This window comes from Paraburkholderia sp. RL17-380-BIE-A, assembly GCF_046028085.1.
Lineage (GTDB): Bacteria > Pseudomonadota > Gammaproteobacteria > Burkholderiales > Burkholderiaceae > Paraburkholderia.
This window is the reverse complement of the sequence record NZ_JARESQ010000008.1, coordinates 126629-145456: the sequence shown is the minus strand read 5'-3', so window position 1 is coordinate 145456 and position 18828 is coordinate 126629. Positions and strand designations below refer to the sequence as shown.

Annotated in this window: 14 protein-coding genes; 11 read left to right on the top strand and 3 right to left on the bottom strand. The window is 62.4% G+C overall.

The genetic code is table 11. The features are described 5' to 3' along the window. The first annotated feature begins 157 nt into the window (after window positions 1–157). Genes P0D68_RS15725 through P0D68_RS15715 form a run of 3 tightly spaced genes read left to right on the top strand, consistent with a single transcriptional unit; the run spans window position 158 to window position 3956 of the window. Window positions 158–706: a (2Fe-2S)-binding protein gene (locus P0D68_RS15725; protein ID WP_408297718.1), complete on the top strand. Its 549-nt coding sequence runs from the start codon at window positions 158–160 to the stop codon at window positions 704–706. After that, complete coding sequence (locus tag P0D68_RS15720; protein ID WP_408297720.1) at window positions 703–1707, top strand: FAD binding domain-containing protein; 1005 nt, start codon at window positions 703–705, stop codon at window positions 1705–1707. The genes P0D68_RS15725 and P0D68_RS15720 overlap by 4 nt, the downstream gene beginning before the upstream one ends. Beyond that, window positions 1704–3956, top strand: a complete 2253-nt coding sequence (locus P0D68_RS15715) for a xanthine dehydrogenase family protein molybdopterin-binding subunit (RefSeq protein WP_408468645.1) — start codon at window positions 1704–1706, stop codon at window positions 3954–3956. Before P0D68_RS15720 ends, P0D68_RS15715 begins: the two co-directional genes overlap by 4 nt. A 137-nt stretch (window positions 3957–4093) precedes the next feature. Here P0D68_RS15715 and P0D68_RS15710 read toward each other — a convergent pair whose 3' ends face one another. Continuing rightward, window positions 4094–4498 (bottom strand): PRC-barrel domain-containing protein, encoded by a 405-nt coding sequence (locus P0D68_RS15710; protein ID WP_091809299.1) that lies wholly within the window; start codon window positions 4496–4498, stop codon window positions 4094–4096. Between the two features lie 222 nt (window positions 4499–4720). On the opposite strand from P0D68_RS15710, the gene glgX reads away from it, so the two are divergent. From glgX to P0D68_RS15695, 3 genes are all read left to right on the top strand, one after another. Continuing rightward, window positions 4721–6937, top strand: a complete 2217-nt coding sequence (gene glgX / locus P0D68_RS15705) for a glycogen debranching protein GlgX (RefSeq protein ID WP_408297724.1) — start codon at window positions 4721–4723, stop codon at window positions 6935–6937. A gap of 147 nt (window positions 6938–7084) precedes the next feature. Next, window positions 7085–7264 carry a DUF2934 domain-containing protein gene (locus P0D68_RS15700; protein ID WP_091808289.1) on the top strand — a complete coding sequence of 60 codons (180 nt, stop codon included), beginning with the start codon at window positions 7085–7087 and terminating at the stop codon, window positions 7262–7264. Between the two features lie 205 nt (window positions 7265–7469). Then, a complete protein-coding gene (locus P0D68_RS15695; RefSeq protein WP_408297726.1) occupies window positions 7470–9494 on the top strand; it encodes an AI-2E family transporter in 2025 nt (674 codons plus the stop codon). A 135-nt stretch (window positions 9495–9629) separates the two neighbouring features. Here the strand turns inward: P0D68_RS15695 and P0D68_RS15690 are convergent, their stop codons facing one another. Together P0D68_RS15690 and P0D68_RS15685 are read right to left on the bottom strand one after the other, a co-directional pair. After that, on the bottom strand, window positions 9630–9812 hold the full coding sequence (locus P0D68_RS15690; RefSeq protein ID WP_408297728.1) for a hypothetical protein: 183 nt from the start codon (window positions 9810–9812) through the stop codon (window positions 9630–9632). A gap of 121 nt (window positions 9813–9933) precedes the next feature. After that, complete coding sequence (locus P0D68_RS15685; RefSeq protein ID WP_408297730.1) at window positions 9934–11499, bottom strand: FAD-dependent oxidoreductase; 1566 nt, start codon at window positions 11497–11499, stop codon at window positions 9934–9936. Window positions 11500–11797: 298 nt separating this feature from the next. On the opposite strand from P0D68_RS15685, the gene P0D68_RS15680 reads away from it, so the two are divergent. The 5 genes from P0D68_RS15680 (at window position 11798) to P0D68_RS15660 (ending at window position 18810) form a co-directional block, all read left to right on the top strand. Beyond that, on the top strand, window positions 11798–13951 hold the full coding sequence (locus P0D68_RS15680) for a hybrid sensor histidine kinase/response regulator family protein (protein ID WP_408297732.1): 2154 nt from the start codon (window positions 11798–11800) through the stop codon (window positions 13949–13951). Window positions 13952–14091: 140 nt separating this feature from the next. Beyond that, on the top strand, window positions 14092–14391 hold the full coding sequence (locus P0D68_RS15675) for a hypothetical protein (protein WP_408297734.1): 300 nt from the start codon (window positions 14092–14094) through the stop codon (window positions 14389–14391). 333 nt (window positions 14392–14724) lie between these two features. Next, on the top strand, window positions 14725–16614 hold the full coding sequence (gene tssF, locus P0D68_RS15670) for a type VI secretion system baseplate subunit TssF (protein ID WP_408297736.1): 1890 nt from the start codon (window positions 14725–14727) through the stop codon (window positions 16612–16614). Next, window positions 16614–17696, top strand: a complete 1083-nt coding sequence (gene tssG, locus P0D68_RS15665; RefSeq protein WP_408297738.1) for a type VI secretion system baseplate subunit TssG — start codon at window positions 16614–16616, stop codon at window positions 17694–17696. The genes tssF and tssG overlap by 1 nt, the downstream gene beginning before the upstream one ends. A 91-nt stretch (window positions 17697–17787) precedes the next feature. Next, window positions 17788–18810, top strand: a complete 1023-nt coding sequence (locus P0D68_RS15660; RefSeq protein ID WP_408183932.1) for an alpha/beta hydrolase — start codon at window positions 17788–17790, stop codon at window positions 18808–18810. Window positions 18811–18828: the final 18 nt, after the last annotated feature.

Genomic DNA, 18828 nt, shown 5'->3' with positions numbered 1-18828 from the left:
ATCCGGCAGCACTGCGTTTCCTTTGTTCGACGATAGCTTCGTTCGCCAGCACGACGCAGACGCGGCGCGAGCGCGGGCCGACGTGCCGCGGTGGCACGTCGCTTGCGCAACCCCGCTGTATCGCTTAGCGACCTATCGTCAGGAGAAGGAGAAACCCATGGATACCCCAATCGCGGACTCGGCGCTCGATCTCGCGCCGAGCGAAGTCGAGCGCGTGCCCGTCACGTTCGAAATCAACGGCAAAACCCGGCATTTCGAAGTGGAAGCATGGACCACGCTGCTCGATCTGCTGCGCGAACATTGTCATCTGAGCGGCACAAAAAAAGGCTGCGATCATGGGCAATGCGGCGCCTGCACGGCAATCGTCGATGGCCAGCGGATCAATACCTGTCTTGCGCTCGCGGCCGTGCGCGACGGCGCTTCGATCACGGCGATCGAAGGCCTCGCCGATGGCGACACGCTGCATGTCATGCAGCAGGCGTTCATCGACCACGATGCGTTTCAATGCGGCTACTGCACGCCGGGGCAGATCTGCTCGGCCGTCGCCATGCTCGACGAGTGCCACGTGAAGTGTGCCGACGACGTGCGCGAATTGATGAGCGGCAACCTGTGCCGCTGCGGCGCTTACACGAATATCGTGGCGGCGATTCTCGACGCCGCTGACTTGCCGAACAAGCAGCGCACCGGCGAGGGAGCGCACTCATGAACCGCTTTTCTTATACCCGCGCAAGCGCGGTGCCTCAGGCAATCGATCAGCATCGCGCCGATGCGACGGCGGCGTTCATTGCGGGCGGCACGAACCTGGTCGACTTGCTGCGCGAAGACGTGACGCATCCTGCGGTGCTGGTCGATATCAACCGTTTGCCGCTCAGGCAGATCGAGACGACGGAATCAGGCGGACTCAAGATTGGAGCATTGGTAACCAATAGCGCGGTTGCGTACGACCGCGCGGTGGCCGCGCGCTATCCGCTGCTGGCCAAAGCCATTCTGGCCGGTGCGTCCGCGCAGATCCGCAATGTGGCGACAGTCGGCGGCAATCTGCTGCAACGCACGCGCTGCCATTATTTCTACGACGCCGGCACACCCTGCAACAAACGCGAACCGGGAACGGGCTGCCCGGCGCTGGAAGGCGTGAACCGTATTCATGCCATTCTCGGCGCAAGCGATCAGTGCATCGCCGTGCATCCGTCGGACATGTGTGTGGCGCTTGCAGCGCTCGATGCCAGCGTGCATCTCGCCGGTAAGGACGGTACGCGTACGTTGCCATTTGCAGACTTTCATCGCCTTCCCGGCGACACGCCGAACATCGACTCGAATCTGCGCGACGATGAATTGATCACGGCGATCGAGTTGCCGAAGCAGGGCTTCGCCACCCATCACGCTTACGTGAAAGTGCGCGACCGGGCCTCGTATGCGTTCGCGTTGGTGTCGGCCGCAGTGGGCTTGGAAATCGACGGCGACACGATCGTGAACGCGCATTGCGCGCTCGGCGGCGTGGCGCACAAACCGTGGCGCGATACCGTTGCGGAAGATGGCTTGCGCGGCAAGCGCCTCGATGCCGCCACCATGCGCGATTTCGCCGCCATGCTATTACGCGGCGCCCACGGCTATCGGGATAACACGTTCAAGATCGAACTGGCGGCACGCGTCGTCGTGCGCGCGTTCGAATTGGCGACGCAACGTTCGTTTGAGGAGACCGCACCATGAACCGCGTCGAATCATTGCCGGCCGCACGGGCGACCGGGGTGCCGCACAACCGCGTGGACGGGAGATTGAAAGTCACCGGCGCGGCGCACTATGCCGCTGATTTCACGGCTGAAGGTCTCACTTATGGTTTCGTCGTGTCGAGCACCATTGCGACAGGCCGTATCGTGTCGATCGATTCATCCGCCGCGTTGGCGTTGCCGGGCGTGCTGCTGGTGCTGACTCATCAGAATCGCCCGGCATTGCCGTTCGAAGACAAAGCGTACAAGGATAGGGTCGCACCAGGTGGCAGTCCGTTCAGGCCGCTATGGGACGATCGCGTCTGGTACAGCGGACAACCTGTCGCTCTGGCCATTGCCGAGTCGCTGGAACTGGCGCGCTATGCGGCGTCGCTCGTGAAAGTCCGTTATGAAGCCACGCCGCATCAAACCGATTTGAGCGAGGCGGTGATGAGCGCTGTGCCGCCTTCGACTGAAAAAGGCGGCTTCGAACCACCGCCGCCTGCTCGCGGCGACGCGGACACGGCGCTGGCGAGCGCCGTCGCGCGCGTAGATACGTTCTACAGCACGCCCGCGGAATATCACAATCCGATGGAAATGCATGGATGCACCGTGGTGCCGGACGCGCAAGGGCGCCTGACCGTGTATGAAAAGACTCAGGGCGTCGGCAATACCAAGTCGTATCTCACCAATCTGTTTGGCCTGAAAGACGACGAGGTGCAGGTGATCGCGCCGTTCGTCGGCGGTGCTTTCGGCTCGGGGCTGAGGCCGCACTATCATCTTGCGCTCGCGGTCATGGCAGCGCGCGAACTGAAGCGGCCTGTCCGGCTCACGTTGACACGTCAGCAGATGTTCACGTTTGCCCACCGCCCGCAATCCATCCAGCGCGTCGCACTCGGTGCGGGCGCCGACGGCAGGTTGCAGTCGGTGATTCACGAAGCGGTGTCGGAGACCTCGCAATACGAAGACTACTGCGACGTAGTCGTCAATTGGGCGGGGCAACTGTATCAGTGCGACAACGTCACGATGGGCTACAAGGTCGCGCGAATCGATGTGCCGACGCCAGCGGACACACGTGCGCCAGGCGCGGCACAAGGGCTTTTCCCGCTCGAAATGGCCATGGACGAACTGGCCGAAGCCTTGCAGATGGATCCACTCGATCTGCGTTTGCTCAATTACGCCGAGCGTGACGCCAACAAGAACTTGCCTTTTTCCAGTAAAGCATTGCGCGAGTGCTTTCGCGAAGGCGCGGCGCGCTTCGGCTGGGACAAACGGCCGCTTGCGCCGCGAGCCCGGCGCGAAGGTCATGAACTGATCGGCTGGGGCATGGCGGCTGGGGTGTGGGACGCCATGCAGAACGAGGCGTCCGCGCGCGCGGTGATGACGCGCGACGGCCAGGTGAAAGTCTCGAGTTCGACCGCGGATATCGGCACCGGCACCTACACGGTGATGTGCCAGATCGCCGCGGATGCGCTCGGCGTTTCGATTCACGACGTCAAATTCGAACTCGGTGACACACGCTTGCCGAAGGCGCCGATTGAAGGCGGCTCGTGGACGGTGTCGTCAGTGGGCTGCGCGGTGGATGTCGCCTGCAAGCGGCTACACAACCGGCTCGTCGAACTGGCGCGGCAACATGGCGGCGCGCGTTTCTCGAGCGTTGCACGCGAAGACATCCGCCGCGTGGGTGAGCGTCTCGTTTGCGGCACCGGTGCAGACGATGCGATCACTATCGACGCGCTGTTTATCCGCGCCGGCGTCGACGAACTCGACGAGCAGGCCAGCGTGCAACCGCATGAAAAGCAAAAGGCGTATTCGATGGGCACGCATTCCGCCGTATTTGCCGAAGTGCGCGTGGACGAAACGCTCGGCACGGTGCGAGTGTCGCGCGTGGTCAGCGCGATCGCCGCGGGGCGAATCATGAATCCAAAGACGGCGGCCAGCCAGATTGCCGGTGGCGTGGTGTGGGGCATCAGCATGGCGCTGCACGAGCATGGTCAGTTCGACCATACACTCGGGCGGCAAATGAATCACAACTTCTCCGAATACCATGTGCCGGTCAATGCCGACATCCACGACATTGACGTGTTGTTCGTTGAAGAACACGACGATATCGTCAATCCGTTGGGGGCGAAAGGCGTGGGAGAAATCGGCGTTGTGGGTGTGGCCGCCGCGGTGAGCAATGCAGTCTGGCACGCAACCGGCAAGCGGGTGAGGGCGCTGCCGATTACGCTGGATAAGCTGTTAGGAGGCTGACGCGCGCGAGGCGCAGAAGTCTTCGCCAGACGGCTCGCGCCCTCGCGTGGGCCCGGTGGAGGGCGGCATTTTCACCGTCCCCCGCCGGGCGCGCCGACTCGTCAATAGCCGCGACGTTGCAGCAAATGCCTGAAGCCTCAATCCGGCGCGTACTTGAATTCAGGCAGCGTTTCAAGCGACTTTTTCGTGGCTTCCGGCAGGACTACACGACGGTTGTTGATCTGCAAATCGTTGAACGGAACGGCGACGAGATGTTTGCCCATGCCCAGAAAGCCGCCTACCGACAGGATTGCGTATGTGCCGCGATCTCCGCTCGGCGACACGATCAGGTCGTCCAGGGTGCCGATCGTGTCCTTGTTCTTGTTATAGACATCGGCGCCGCTTAGCTTGGAGGCACGATAGCCGCTGGCAAGCTGGACCACGTCCGTGCGCTTTTCCGTGATCGCTTGCGGCGCGCCTTGAGCGTAGGCGTTGCCATATGACGCGAATGTGGCGAGCAGCAATGCTGTGGCGGCGAGCGGTTTGAGTAGTGTTTTCTTCATGACGAACTTCTCCCTGATATGGTCTGGCGCTTTGCGGTGCATTGCGGTGAGCGCCATGTGGGCTTCGATTGTGCGAGCCTGCCCTGATAGCTGCAAAATTTGTGCCGCACAGGCTCGTTGCCGTTGCGATCGTGTCAGGTCCGTAATTTGCTATTTCAGCGGGCTTGCTGTTCACTGCTTAAAACATGCGCGTCAGCGCCTCTTGCTTCCACAGGAACCCCTATGTCATCCCAAGCCAACTACTCGACGCGTATCGCGGAAGGCACGCCTTTTCCGCTCGGCGCGACATGGAACGGAAGCGGCGTCAACTTTGCGCTGTTCTCGGCGCACGCCACCAAGGTTGAACTTTGCCTGTTCGATGAAACCGGCGAAAACGAAATCGAACGCATCGAATTGCCGGAATACACCGACGAGGTTTGGCATGTGTTCGTGCCGAATCTAAAACCGGGCGCCGTCTACGGCTATCGCGTGCATGGTCCTTATGAACCCGAGAAGGGACATCGTTTCAATCCGAACAAACTTCTGCTTGATCCGTATGCGAAAGCACACATTGGCGAGTTGAAGTGGGCGCCGGAAATCTTCGGCTATACGCTGGATTCCGAAGAAGGCGATCTCTCTTTCGATGAGCGCGACAGCGCGCCCTTCGTGCCGAAGTGCAAGGTGGTCGACGCCAATTTCTCGTGGAGTCATCCCGAGCGCAATGCGTTGCCGTGGGAACGCGTGATTTTTTACGAAGCCCATGTGCGCGGATTTACCAAACGGCATCCCGAAGTGCCCGAAAATCTGCGCGGCACGTTCGCCGGACTCGGGCAACAGGTCGTACTGGACTACATCCGGAGTCTCGGCGTGACATCGGTCGAATTGATGCCGGTGCAGACTTTTGTCAACGACAGTTATCTGCTCGAAAAGGGCCTGACCAACTACTGGGGCTACAACACCATCGGCTTCTTCGCGGCCGATCCGCGTTTCTTTGCGTCGTCGATCGATTCGGTGGGCGAGTTCAAGGAAATGGTGGACCGCTTTCACAACAACAATCTCGAAGTCATTCTCGACGTGGTGTACAACCACACGGCCGAAGGCAACGAGCGTGGGCCGACGATCTCTTTCAAGGGAATCGACAACGCGTCGTACTATCGGTTGATGCCCGATGAGCCGCGCTATTACATCAACGACACCGGCACCGGCAACACGCTGAACCTGTCGCATCCGCGCGTGCTGCAAATGGTGACCGACAGCCTGCGCTACTGGGTGACGGAAATGAAGGTGGACGGTTTCCGTTTCGACCTCGCCACGATTCTCGGCCGCGAACTGCACGGCTTTGACGAGGGCGGCGGTTTCCTCGACAGTTGCCGGCAGGACCCGGTGCTGTCGAGCGTGCGGCTCGTGGCCGAGCCGTGGGATTGCGGCCCTGGCGGCTATCAGGTCGGCGGCTTTCCGCCCGGCTGGGCCGAGTGGAACGACCGCTTTCGTGACACCGTGCGTGAATACTGGAAAGGCGACGAGGGCAAGGTCCCCGATCTCGCTACGCGTCTCACCGGTTCCGGCGACAAGTTTAACCATCGCGGCCGCCGCCCGTGGGCGAGCGTAAACTTCATTGCCGCGCACGACGGCTTCACGCTCAACGATCTCGTCTCATACAACGACAAACACAATGAGGCCAACGGCGAGGACAACAAGGACGGCCACTCAGATAACAAGTCCTGGAACATGGGCGTGGAAGGTCCGACCGACGACCCGGAGATTCGTCAACAACGCGAGCGCCAGAAACGCAATCTGCTGGCCACGCTGCTGCTCTCGCAAGGCACGCCGATGATTCTTGCCGGCGATGAATTCGGCCGCACGCAGAAGGGCAACAATAACGCCTACTGTCAGGACAACGAGATCAGCTGGGTTGATTGGGAAGCGATCGACGACGACGGCCGTGCGCTGACGGAGTTCGTCAAGAATCTGACCACGCTGCGGCACCGTCTGCCGGTTTTGCGGCGCGGTCGCTTTCTCACCGGTGAATACAACGAGGCTCTGGAGGTCACGGACGCGCGCTGGCTTTCGCCCGACGGCACCGATCTTTCGCAGGAGCAGTGGGACGATCCCTCCATGCGCTGTTTTGGCCTTGTAATCGACGGCCGCGCGCAGGCGAGCGGGATTCGCCGGCCGGCGTCGGACGCGACTTTGCTACTGGTGCTGAACGCGCATCACGATGTCGTCAATTTCACGCTGCCGGACATTCCCGAGGGCGATCGGTGGACTTGCCTGCTCGACACCAACATGCCGGTGCGCGCGGAATTGCCTCATTTCGCCGCCGGCGACGCGTATCAGGTGACCGGCCGCTCGCTGCTGCTGCTTGCGCTCGAAGCGCCGAGCCGCGCCACACAGCGTGTATTCGATCGCCTGGAAGAGCAACTCACCACCGACGAAACCGAACCCCCTGCACAGGATTGACGAACCGTTACGAAGGCCTCCAACGGGCTGGCGCCGGCGGGTATAGCGCTTGCTCGTTTCCCGATGACTGCGCGTCCGCTGCCTTCAGCGGCGGGCGCGCAAGTTAGCCGATACCGGCATTCGTCAGGTCTAACTGAGGGTGATCAAATGGAACAGGAACAAACCTCTCAAGAGGAACAGATTCGCACGCGCGCTTATTACCTGTGGGAACAGTCAGGTGATCAGAAGGGCACGCCTGACGAGTATTGGGAGCAGGCACGCGCTGAAATAGAAAAAGAGGCGCCGCCGACGGAAAGTGGTCCCGTGGGTGAGAAGCCTGCGAATTAGATGCGCTGTCAGGCAGATATCGAGCGAGCACGGCATTGAAGAAAAGGTGGCCAGACGGTTGGCCGCAAAGTGAAGTGCAGCTACGAGTTGCATCGTCGACGCCCGCGCGGCCCGCTGCCGCGATGCCGTCGGCGTGCGCAATCTGGATGAGCTGCCACGCCTGACGAGAACGGGAACGTAACGGAGCCGAACAGAGCATTCGCCAATGAAGGACATTCCCGACCCGCGTGGCGTGAGGCCTGCCGCCCGCATTCAGGCGCCACCCGCTGCCTTCGGCCTTGACAGCCTGATTGCGCTTGCCGTGGGCGTGACGGTGGTCGCGTGCCTGTACTTTGCGAGCGCGGTGCTGATTCCAATCACGCTCGCGATCCTGCTCAGCTTCCTCGTCGCCCCGTTGGCAGACGCGCTGACGCGATTGCGGCTCGGCCATGTGGCCTCCGTATTCGCCGCAGTGGTGATTTCGGTGTCGCTGATCGGTTTGCTCGGCGCGGTGATCGCCACCCAACTCACCGATCTTGCAGCCGGCATGCCGCGCTATCAGGCGACCGTCGAGCACAAGATGGAAACCGCGCACAATCTGACCATCGGCAAACTGAACCGTTTCGCCAGCGCGGCCGGTCAGGCCCTGCAGCGGGCGACGATCGAACCGCCGCAACCGGCGCCGCAGCGCAATGCCGCTTCGTCCGGCGCGGCCCAATCGACTGCCAATGTTCCCGCCGCGGTCCCGGTCGAGGTGCGCGAACCGGTGCCGACACCGTTCGAACTCGCGCGGCGCGTGCTGTCGCCGGCCATCAGCCCGCTCGAAACGGCGTTTATCGTGTTCGTCGTGATGGTGGTGATCCTTCTGCAACGCGATGACCTGCGCGACCGTGCGATTCGCCTGTTCGGCTCGCGCGATCTGCATCGCACCACCACGGTAATGGACGAAGCCGCGCGGCGGCTAAGCCGTTATTTCGTTTCGCAACTCGGGCTGAATGCGGGAGTCGGCGTCGTCATCGGCACGGGGCTGTTTCTGATCGGCGTACCGAGTCCGATTCTGTGGGGCATTCTCGCGGCCTTGCTGCGGCTCGTGCCCTATGTCGGCATCTGGATTTCAGCGACGCTCGCCACCGCGCTCGCCGCCGCCGTCAGTCCGGGTTGGGCGATGGCGATCTGGTCGCTGGCCCTGTTCGTCACCGTGGAATTGCTGGTGGGACAGATCGTCGAGCCGCTGCTGTACGGCCGCAGCACGGGGCTCTCGCCTTTTTCAGTCGTGGTCGCCGCGATTTTCTGGAGCTGGATCTGGGGGCCGATAGGGCTGATTCTGTCGACACCGTTGACGCTGTGTCTGCTCGTGCTCGGCCGGCATGTGCGCAGGCTGGAGTTTCTCGACGTGTTGCTCGGCGACCAGCCCGCGCTGACGCCCATCGAAAACTTCTACCAGCGAGCGCTCGCGGGTGATCCCGACGAAGCGATCGAGCAGGCCGAGGCCTTGTTGCGCGAACGTTCATTGTCGGCGTACTACGACGAGGTCGCGATCAAAGGTTTGCAGCTCGCGGCGAACGACGTGGTGCGCGGCAGCGTGACGGCCACGCAGCTTGCGCGAATCGAGTCGACCACGAACGATCTCGTGGATGGCCTCGACGGCTATGAGGATCGCGAGCCGGCGACAACGCCGGTCGCGGAAGAAAACTGGAGCGCGGCGGGGCCGGTCGCGCCTTCGGATTCGGACGCAGCACAAGCTGAAGCTGCAAGCAAGCGTATCGCTTCTTCCGTGCATGTAGACGCCGGCACGTCGAACCAGCCGCCGCTAGCCGCCAGCAATCGTGTGCTGTGCATTCCCGGACGCGGCCCGCTCGACCCGTTGGCGACGACGATCCTGTTGCAGTTGCTGGCCAAGCACGGGTTCACGTCACGGGCGCTGCCGCACGATGCCGCGTCGCGAGCATCGATCGATAGTCTCGATGCAGACGATGTCGGCATTGTCTGCATTCTCTATCTGCAGATCGACGGTATTCCGTCACATTTGCGCTACCTGGTCAGACGCATTCGTGCGCGTCTGCCGAACGTGTCGATTGTGGTCGGACTGTGGGCGCCGCAGGATACGGAGAAATGGAGCGCGGATCTGCAAACCGCGATGGGAGCGGAGTGTTACGCCACTTCACTGCAGGAAGTTCTGGCGGCTTGCAAGCGCGTCGAGATGGACCGGTCCCATGTCGAAGAAACATTGCCTGTGGTGGTCAACGGTTAGTACGGGGGCGATTGGCCAGCGCATCATTGCGTTGCGATAACTGTCCCCATCGTCCAGAAGGATTGCAGTTGTGTAGGGCGAAAAAAATCGCCCGTCCGCAGTGCGTCCGGGCGATTCGTATCCGGCCAACAACGTTTAATGGCCAGCGGGTTTCTTCGCTGCCGACTTGTCTTTCGAAGTAGCCTCCTTGTCGGGGACGATCTTCGTGGTGCCGCCCGTGGAGGGCGGGTCGCTCGCGGGGAAGCTGTCTTCGACCTCGCGGTCGATCTGCTTTTCGCTCTTGTTCGAGTGCGGGTGCTTTTCCTTCTGTTCTGTCATGGTGCTTCTCCTTCAGGTCATTGAGTCATCATCGAGTCGGCGTGGCCAGCCACGCGGGCCGATCCGGGTGTTGCCTTACGTCGCGCTATCGTTCTGCGCGGGTCGTTAGTGTTTGAATTGTTCATTGCGCGACGCACGATGCGTCGCTGATTATCGCCAGCGCATCCGCGCGCGACACGCCTCGCGCCATGGCATCGATCAGGCGAGCGGTCTGCGCTTCGCGTTCGCAGGCCAGCGCCGCGATCACCCTGGCGTCCTTCACGTATAGCGCGACGAATTGCTGCTGATCCAGGTCGCCGTCAATCACGATCTCGTCCCACTCGTTCGCATGGCCGAGATATTCGAAGCGTTTGCCGAAGTGATAGGTCCAGAAATACGGCACGCCGGCGTAGCGATGGCGTGCTCCGCACATGTTTTCCGCGGCAATGCGCGCATGCTGCTGTGCGACGCGCCAGTGTTCGATGCGCAACGGTTCCTCGTCATCATGCAACGGAAACGCTGCGATATCCCCCGCCGCATACAGGCCGGGCGCGGCTTGCATGCCGGCGTTGACGATCACGCCGCCGTCTTTCTGCAGCGGCAGTCCTTCGACAAAACCGGTGGCCGGCGCGACGCCCGTGCCCAACAAGACGAGATCGGCCGAGATGGCGTCGCCATTCTCGAGCATGACCTCGTGGACGTCGCCTTCCTCGCCTTCGAGCGAGGCGACCTTCGCCTCAAGACGGAACACCACGCCATGTCTCTCGTGAAGCTCGCGGAACATGACGCCGGCGCGCTCGCCAAACTGCTTCGCGAACGGCACTTTCTCCGGCGAGATAACGGTGACCGGCGCACCGCGTTTGCGCAGCGCGGAAGCCGTTTCGAGTCCGATGAAACTGCTGCCGAGAATCGCCACCTGAGTTTGCCCGGCATCGTCGCCGATTGCATCGACGAGTGCGGCGGCGTCGTCGAGACTGCGCAGCACGTGCACGCCGCCGAGTTCGACGCCCGGAATCGCGGGTAACTTCGGTACGCTGCCGGTGGCGAGCAAGGCGGTGTCGTAAGTCAGCTCGCCGCCGGTTTCGAAATGAATCGTGCGGCCGGGCACATCGAGCCGTGCGACGTTGCCAACGATCCGCTCCACGTCATGCCGCTCGAACCAGTCTTGCGGTAGAAGCGGCGGCACGTCGGCGGCCGGCATTTCACCGGACGGCACGAATTTGCTCAACGCCGTGCGGTCGTAGGGCGCATGCGGCTCTGCTCCGATCAGCGTCAGATGGCCTCTAAAGCCGCATTCGCGCAGGGCTGCGCAAGCCGCGGCACCTGCCGCGCCCGCGCCGATTACAACGTAGTGCGGTTTTAGGTCACTTGCGTTGCGCACGGGTTGCGGTAATTTTTCCGGCGTCACCATTACATCGTCGCCGGCGACGACCACGGGATAGCGGTCGAGCGCGACCAGAGCGGGCGGTTCAAGCACGTTGCCCGTGGCGACGTCGAACGTTGCCTTGTGCCACGGGCAGATAATCCGGCCGTGGCACAGCGCGCCTTCTTCCAGCGGTGCGCCGGCGTGCGGGCAATCGGCGGAATAGGCGTGCACGGTATCGCCGTCGCGCACCAGCAGGATCGCTTCGCCATCCACGACGAAGCGTTCGGCGCGGTCCGATCGCAATTGCGATAGCTGGGCGACGCGTCGGGCAATCGTGGGCATGGCGGGCTCCTCACGGACGATGAAACGTGACGGCGCAGGCGGCGCGCAATGCGCAACGGCGCGCGTATTGCAGCGCGCCTTTCATCCTGCTGAATTCCCGTGGTGCAGCAATCCACGTGCCCAACTGTTTGCATCTGTTCAAGCGCCTGTTCCACGGCTGCCGCGCTATGGAGAACGCCTGAAGTGCGGTAAATTCCGGGGAAGGGAAATAGCGCACGACCGAGCGCACGACCGCGCGCGGCACATCGCGTGGCGTACTTTCCTTCACCCATCTTGTCCTTTCACGGAGAGCTTGACCGTGCAGCGTGCGGAACGTGTCGCAGTCGATGTCCCGATGCCCTCGCGCAATTTCGCGGCGACGCGGCGCATGCTTCTGATCGTGCTCGCGGTCTCGATTGTGTTTCCTCTGATCTGCCTCGCGGGCTACGGCTACTTCGACTACCAGCGCCGGATCGCCGATTCCGACGACATGATCGAGCGGCTCGCACGTGTTGCCGAGGAACAGGCGGTGAAGGTGCTCGACCTCAATCAGCAGATGTCCTCACGCATCGTGGAGTTGCTCGGCAACGAGGACGAAACGCAGATTCGCGCACGCGAAGCCATGCTGCATGATCGTCTGCGTGAAATCGGCGGCGACTTTCCGCAGGTGTCGTCCATTTACCTGCTCGGCGCGAAAGGTGATCTGCTCGTGTCGAGCCGCGTATTTCCGGCCCCCGCCATCTCGATCGGACAGCGTGAAGACTTCCTGTCCGCCAAGGCGATGCGTCCGCAGCAGTATTTTTCGCTGCCGATGTTCGGGCCACTGTCGCAAACCAACGTGTTCACCACCGCGACGGGGCGCTCGGACGCTGATGGCCGCTTCCTCGGCGTAGTATCGGTCGCGCTGCGCAACGAGTACTTTTCGCGCTTCTATCGTGAACTGACGAATGGCGATTCGTCGCTGGCGATGGGCCTGTATCGGCAGGACGGCAATCTACTGGTGCGCTATCCGCCCTGGCCGGCGGGCGCGAAGCCCACTCCGCAAAGCAAATTCACGCAGGCGTTGCGTGACAAACAATTGTTCGGCCACGTCCGTTTGAACTCGACCGTGGACGGCGTCGAGCGCCTGTTGGCATTTCGCCGCGTGGGCGACTATCCGCTCTATGTGATGAGCGCGTACGCGACCTCGTCGATCGGTGCGGCATGGCGGCAGCATTTCATTCTGATCGCGGCGCTGACGGCCGTGCCCTGTGTCGCCATCTGGCTGCTGGTGCTTTACTCGCTGCGTCAACTGGAAGGCGAGCGCCGCGCGTGGGAACGCTGGCAGGGCGAAGTGGCGATGCGTCTTTCAGCCGAAGCGTCGAGCCGGCAACTGCAACGCATGGGCGCGCTCGGCAATCTCGTGGCGAATGTCGCGCACGATTTCAACAATCTGCTGATGGTGGTCTCCGCCAACACGGAACTCGCACGGCTCAAACGCTTCAACCAGGTGGAGAAAGAAGTGCTCGCGGTGGAGCGCGCCACCGCCACGGCCGAATCGCTCACACGCCGCCTTCTGAGTGTGGCGCGCAAGCAGCCGCTCAAACAGGAGCCGCTCGATCTCGCCACATGGTTGCCCGCAGCCGCGCCGCTGATCGACGCGGCGCTCGGCGACAATGTGGAACTGGCGCTGAACATGGTCGACAGCGTCTGGCAGGTGCTGGCCGATCCGACCGACCTCGAATACGCGATCATGAACCTGGCCGTCAACGCGCGCGACGCGATGCCGCGCGGCGGACGCTTCGTGATTCGTTGTCAGAACAACCGGCTGGTCGGCAGCGACACCTTGCTGCCCGACGGCGAGTATGTGCTGATTGCCTGTTCCGACGACGGCGAAGGCATGCCCGAAGCCGTCGCGCGGCGCGCGTTCGAACCGCTCTTTACCACCAAGCTGCGCGGCTCGGGCACCGGTCTCGGGCTCGCGCAGGTGCTTTCCATGTGCGAACAGGCCGGCGGCACGGCAAAGATCGAAAGCGTGCCGGGCAGCGGCACGACGGTCAGGTTATATCTGCCGCGATATCGCGAACGTCAGAAGGCGACGGCGACGCAAATCGAAACGGCGCAGGCGGCGGTGCCCGCGCCGAGCGGCGTGGTGCTTCTGGTGGAGGACAACGAGGACGTCGCGGCGGGTGTGGCGGCGGTGCTGGAAACCTTCGGCTGCGAGGTACGCCATGAACCGACCGCCGATCAGGCGCTCGACCTGCTCACGGGCGGCGCGCGCTTCGAGCTCGTGCTCTCCGATATCCAGATGCCGGGCAAGCTCAACGGCATCGACCTCGCGGAGAAAGTGCGCAGCGCGTGGCCGTCGCAGAAGATCGCCTTGATGACCGGCTACGCCGACGAACTCGAACGCGCGCGGCGGCTAGGCGTGGCGATTCTCGCCAAGCCATTCAATATCGACGAATTGCACGCGCTCGTAGTTTGCGAACCGTAAGCTCGCAGGCCGTAACGCGTGGCGTTGCGTGTTGGAAGCATTTCATGACTCGCGGCACAGCCCTTGCTGAAAAGAGGACGAGGTATGCGTGTCGGGCTGGAGCCGGCGCAACCCGCTTCTTTTTCGAACCGGAGAATGTCATGAACATCGGAAACAAAACCCGCAACGTGTTGCTCATCTCGACCTTGCTCGCCGCTTCTTCGCTCGCCATGGCGCAGGGCGCGGGTGGCGGCGGTGGTGGCCCGGCTGGCAACGATCCGAATGCCGGCACCACGGCCGGCGCGACCCGCGAAGGTGGAGACATGCAGGCATCGGGCGCGACGGCGCATTCCAAGTCGACCAAAAAGCATCACACGAAGTCCTCGAAGGCGAGCAAGCCTGCAACCGACTCTACCAATATGCCGGGTGCGGATGCCAGCAGCGATACAAAGGGGCAGTGACGAAAAGGCCTGACGCGGCGAACAACGCTGAGTCAGGCTTTACGCTTTCTTCCTCGGTACGTAGGGGACAACCCGCTCACAGTTCACTCGGTAATCCTCATGAAAGTTAACCTTCCATAACGATTTCAGTTATGTGGATGTGCCCCGCCGACACGCCCCCCTGAGTAGTTGGCGATTATTTCCCCGTGACGCTGATTGAACGCTTTCCAGTGCCGGGTAAAAATGCGGCAGTCGCTGATTGGACGTACATCGGGATTCACATGCGGACAGACGTTTCGCGCGACGCACGTGCCGTGTCAGCGAGTCCGCCACAAGAACAACACCAAATCGCCGATGGATCCTCGACTGCTGGATTACTACAATCAGGAGCTGATTTACATGCGTGAGCTTGCTCCCGAGTTCGCGCAGGCTCATCCCAGGATCGCCCAACGCCTCGGCATGAAGGCGGGCGATGTGACCGACCCCTACGTCGAACGTCTGATCGAGTCGTTCTGTTTGATGGCGGCGCGCATGCAGATCAAGCTCGACGCGGAGTTTCCGCGTTTCACCGGGCATCTGCTCGACGTGCTATATCCAAACTACGTCGCGCCCACGCCTTCCATGGCCGTTGCGCGTTTCCTACCGGGGCGCAAGTACGTCAACGCGGCCGAAGGCTTTCGGGTGCCGCGTGGTTCGACTCTCAGATCGCGTATGCCTCACGGCGAAAATACGGTTTGCCGCTTCCAGAGTAGTCAGGACGTCATGCTCTATCCGCTCGAAATCGTCGAGGCGCGCTTGACCGGCGTTCCGCCGGACATGCCCGCGCTCGAACGTTATCTGCCGGCCAATACCGAGGTGCGCGGAGCGCTGCGACTGCGATTGCGCACGCTCAACGGAATGGACATTGCCTGTCTGCGGCACCTGGACAGGCTGCCCGTTTATCTGACGGGCGACGAGCAGATTGCATCGCATCTCTTCGAATTGCTGCACACGGCGAGCGTAGCGTCGATTACGGGCGCGCCTCGCGAATTCGGCGTGGCGGGTGGGCTGCTTTCAGTGGTCTCGGGCGACGCCGTGGTGCATGAAGGCCTTGATCCCGATCAGGGGCTGTTGCCGCTTTCCTGGTCGAAATTTCACGGCCACAACCTGTTGCAGGAGTATTTCGCGTGTCCGGCCCGCTTCTACTTTTTCACGCTGACTGGACTCGAGGCGGGTTTTCGCAGAACAAAGGGCGACGAAGTCGAGATTGTCGTGCTACTCGACCGAGCGCCCCAGCGGCTCTCGAATCTGGTCGATGCGTCACGTTTCGCGCTCTTCTGCACACCGGTGATCAATCTGTTTCCAATGCGCATGGACAATATCGCGTTGAATAGCGCGCAAACCGAGTTCAGGGTGATTCCGGCTCGCGCTGCTCCATTGGACTACGAAGTGTTCTCCATCCAATCCCTCACAGCGCAGGCAACGACGGAATCCGCCGAGTTCGAGTTCCGCCCGCTATATCAGTCACTCAATAACGACGAAGATAATTACGGGCGCTACTTTTCAACGCGCCGCGAACGCCGTTTGATTTCCGATTCGGCGCGTCGCTATGGTAGCCGCACGCAGTACATCGGCACGGAGGTGTACGTGTCGCTCGTGGATCAGCACAAGGCGCCGTATCGCGAAGAGATTCGCTACCTCTCGGTGGCCGCGCTCGCCACCAACCGGGATTTGGCGAGCCTCGTCCCACGTGACGGCGTGAATGATCTGGAACTGGATGACAGCGGGCCGGTAGAGAGCATTGGCCTGATTCGCGGGCCCACGGCGCCCAAAGCGCCTTATGCCGAGCGCGAAATGGCATGGCGATTGATTCGCCAGCTCAACTTCAATTATTTGCCGCTCGACGATCTCGATCACCGCGCCGGCGCCCAGGGTTTGCGCGATCTGTTGCGGCTATTCGTGACAGATGAGACGACGGACCAGCGCCGCCAGGTGGAGAGTCTCGTCGGCGTAAAAACGCGGCCTGTCACACGCAAGCTGAAGGGCAACGGCATGCTGGTATTCGGTCGCGGCGTGGCGTGCGAACTGACGGTCGACGAAACCGGTTTTTCGGGGACCAGCCCGTATCTGTTCGGGCTGATTCTCGAACACTATCTCGCGCGCCGCGCGTCCATCAATTCGTTCACGCAGACTGAACTGCATTCGATGCAGCGCGGTCGCGTCGCGCGCTGGCCGGTGCGTATGGACACGCGCGGAGTGCTCTGATGGAGCGCGTTTCTTTCGGGGCGATCACGCATCGCACGTTACTCTCGCCGGCGCTGATCGGGCATTTGCAGGCCGAACCGTGGCGCTTCGGATTTCTCGCGCTGCTGCGTCGCATTGGCGCCGACAAGCGGATCGATCCGGTCGGAACGGCGTCACGCCCGCAGGCTGAGCCGTTTCGTCTCGGGCAGCAACCCAGCCTGTGTTTCGCGCCGCGCGAGATCGCGAGCGTAGACGAAGCCGACGGACGGTTGAAGGTGCGCCTGTTCGGACTCGGTATGCTCGGGCCGAACGGACCGTTGCCGATTCACGTGACCGAAATCGCGCGTGACCGCGAACAGAGCCGCAACGACGCCACGCTCGTCAATTTTCTCGATATCTTCCATCATCGCTATCTGACGCTGCTTTATCGGGCCTGGGCATCCGCGCAAGCTGCCGCGGGACTCGATCGCGCTGACAATGAGCGCTTTTCGTTCTATGTGGCGAGCCTGACGGGCCAGGACATCCGCGAGATCGGTCACGGCGCGTTGCCCGCGCATGCACGGCTCGCGGCTTCGGCGCACCTCGTGCGGGAGGCGCGCAATCCCGACGGGCTGCGCATGACGCTAGAGCGCTACTTCGGCGTTCCGGTCGAGATCGAGGAATCCGTGTTCAGCTGGATCGATGTCGATGCAGAAGAGCACAGCTATCTGGGCAAGCCGGGCGCCGCTTCGACCATGACGGTGGGCGCGTTGCTGGGCGAACAGGTGCCCGACTGTCAGCACACCTTTCGCATTGTCGTCGGTCCGCTCGATATCGCCGCGTACCTGCGCTTCACGCCGCGAGGCGCTGATTTGCCGAAGCTCGTCGAATGGGTCAGGACGTTTGTCGGCTTCGAGTTCGAGTGGGAGCTCGAGTTGCGTCTCGAACCGCAGAGCGCGCCGCCGGCCATTTTAGGCGGCCCGCAGCAACTCGGCTGGTCGGGCTGGCTCGGCCATGCACCACACGACGACCGCCTCACCTGCGTACGCTTCAAACCGGAGCGCTATGCGGCGCAATTCTTTAGCCGTTTCGCGCCGCCATGCGTGAATATGCGACAGGTATAGCGCTTGCTCGAATCTCACGGCATGCACGGGGGTCGAGCGCGGTGTTCACAGCTTCGATGGATCCGTGAAATCTTCCATCAGGAGCATCGCCATGACACTCGGTGACACCATTAAAGGCATGGTCGGCATGGATCCCACGGGTCATGCCGATCCCGACATGAAAGCCGTGCTCGACGCGCTCAGGAGTTTGAACCCCAAGCCAATCGAGGATTGCACCGTAGCCGAAGCGCGCCAGCAACCCACGCCCGCCGATGCCGTGACAAAGCTGCTGAACGACCCTGCGTTCAGCGCGCGTCCCGCGCTGGAGCTGGAGGCCGTGCGCACCGAGGACATCATGATTCCCGGCGCAGCGGGCAGCAATCTCGCGCGCGTGTACACACCGCAAGGCGAGGGGCCTTTCCCGCTGATTCTGTATTTTCATGGCGGCGGCTGGGTGATCGCCGATCTCGATACCTACGACGCCACGCCGCGTTCCATGGCCGCGCAAAGCCGGGCGATCGTGGTTTCCGCGCACTACCGGCAGGCGCCCGAGCACAGGCTGCCGGCCGCCCACGAAGACGCGTTTGCGGCGTGGCGCTGGCTCGTGGACAATGCGGCGAGCCTCGGCGGGGACCCCGGCAAGATCGCGGTAATGGGTGAGAGCGCCGGCGCCAATCTCGCGATCAATGTTTCGATTCGCGCACGCGACACGGGCACGCGCATGCCGATGCACCAGGCGTTGATCTATCCGGTGGCGAGCAACAACATCGTGTCGATCTCTTATGAAGAGAATCGCAACGCCCGGCCCTTGAACAAGCCGATGATGCTGTGGTTCCTGCATAACGTGATCAATAGCGAGAGCGATCTCACGAGTCCGTTGATCGACGTGGTGAGCGCCGATCTGTCACGCTTGCCGCCGGCTGTCGTTGTCACGGCGGGCATCGATCCGCTGCGCTCGGACGGTGAGAAACTCGTGCAGAAGCTGCACGGCGCGGGCGTGCCCGTCGAGCATCGCAATTACCGTGGCGCGACTCACGAGTTCTTCGGCATGGCGGCCGTGGTGCAGGCGGCGCGCGACGCGCAGGCCTTCGTGTCGCTCGCGCAGCGCCAGGCATTCGGCGGGGCGCCGCTTTGACGCGCTGGCGCGGTCCGC

What these genes read in the sequence shown, in the direction of transcription:
- P0D68_RS15710 (WP_091809299.1), bottom strand. Translation starts at nt 4,498, where the DNA reads ATGAAGAAAACACTACTCAAACCGCTCGCCGCCACAGCATTGCTGCTC.
- P0D68_RS15685 (WP_408297730.1), bottom strand. Translation starts at nt 11,499, where the DNA reads ATGCCCACGATTGCCCGACGCGTCGCCCAGCTATCGCAATTGCGATCG.
- P0D68_RS15725 (WP_408297718.1), top strand. Translation starts at nt 158, where the DNA reads ATGGATACCCCAATCGCGGACTCGGCGCTCGATCTCGCGCCGAGCGAA.
- P0D68_RS15675 (WP_408297734.1), top strand. Translation starts at nt 14,092, where the DNA reads ATGAACATCGGAAACAAAACCCGCAACGTGTTGCTCATCTCGACCTTG.
- P0D68_RS15695 (WP_408297726.1), top strand. Translation starts at nt 7,470, where the DNA reads ATGAAGGACATTCCCGACCCGCGTGGCGTGAGGCCTGCCGCCCGCATT.
- tssG (WP_408297738.1), top strand. Translation starts at nt 16,614, where the DNA reads ATGGAGCGCGTTTCTTTCGGGGCGATCACGCATCGCACGTTACTCTCG.
- tssF (WP_408297736.1), top strand. Translation starts at nt 14,725, where the DNA reads ATGGATCCTCGACTGCTGGATTACTACAATCAGGAGCTGATTTACATG.
- P0D68_RS15715 (WP_408468645.1), top strand. Translation starts at nt 1,704, where the DNA reads ATGAACCGCGTCGAATCATTGCCGGCCGCACGGGCGACCGGGGTGCCG.
- P0D68_RS15690 (WP_408297728.1), bottom strand. Translation starts at nt 9,812, where the DNA reads ATGACAGAACAGAAGGAAAAGCACCCGCACTCGAACAAGAGCGAAAAG.
- P0D68_RS15660 (WP_408183932.1), top strand. Translation starts at nt 17,788, where the DNA reads ATGACACTCGGTGACACCATTAAAGGCATGGTCGGCATGGATCCCACG.
- glgX (WP_408297724.1), top strand. Translation starts at nt 4,721, where the DNA reads ATGTCATCCCAAGCCAACTACTCGACGCGTATCGCGGAAGGCACGCCT.
- P0D68_RS15720 (WP_408297720.1), top strand. Translation starts at nt 703, where the DNA reads ATGAACCGCTTTTCTTATACCCGCGCAAGCGCGGTGCCTCAGGCAATC.
- P0D68_RS15700 (WP_091808289.1), top strand. Translation starts at nt 7,085, where the DNA reads ATGGAACAGGAACAAACCTCTCAAGAGGAACAGATTCGCACGCGCGCT.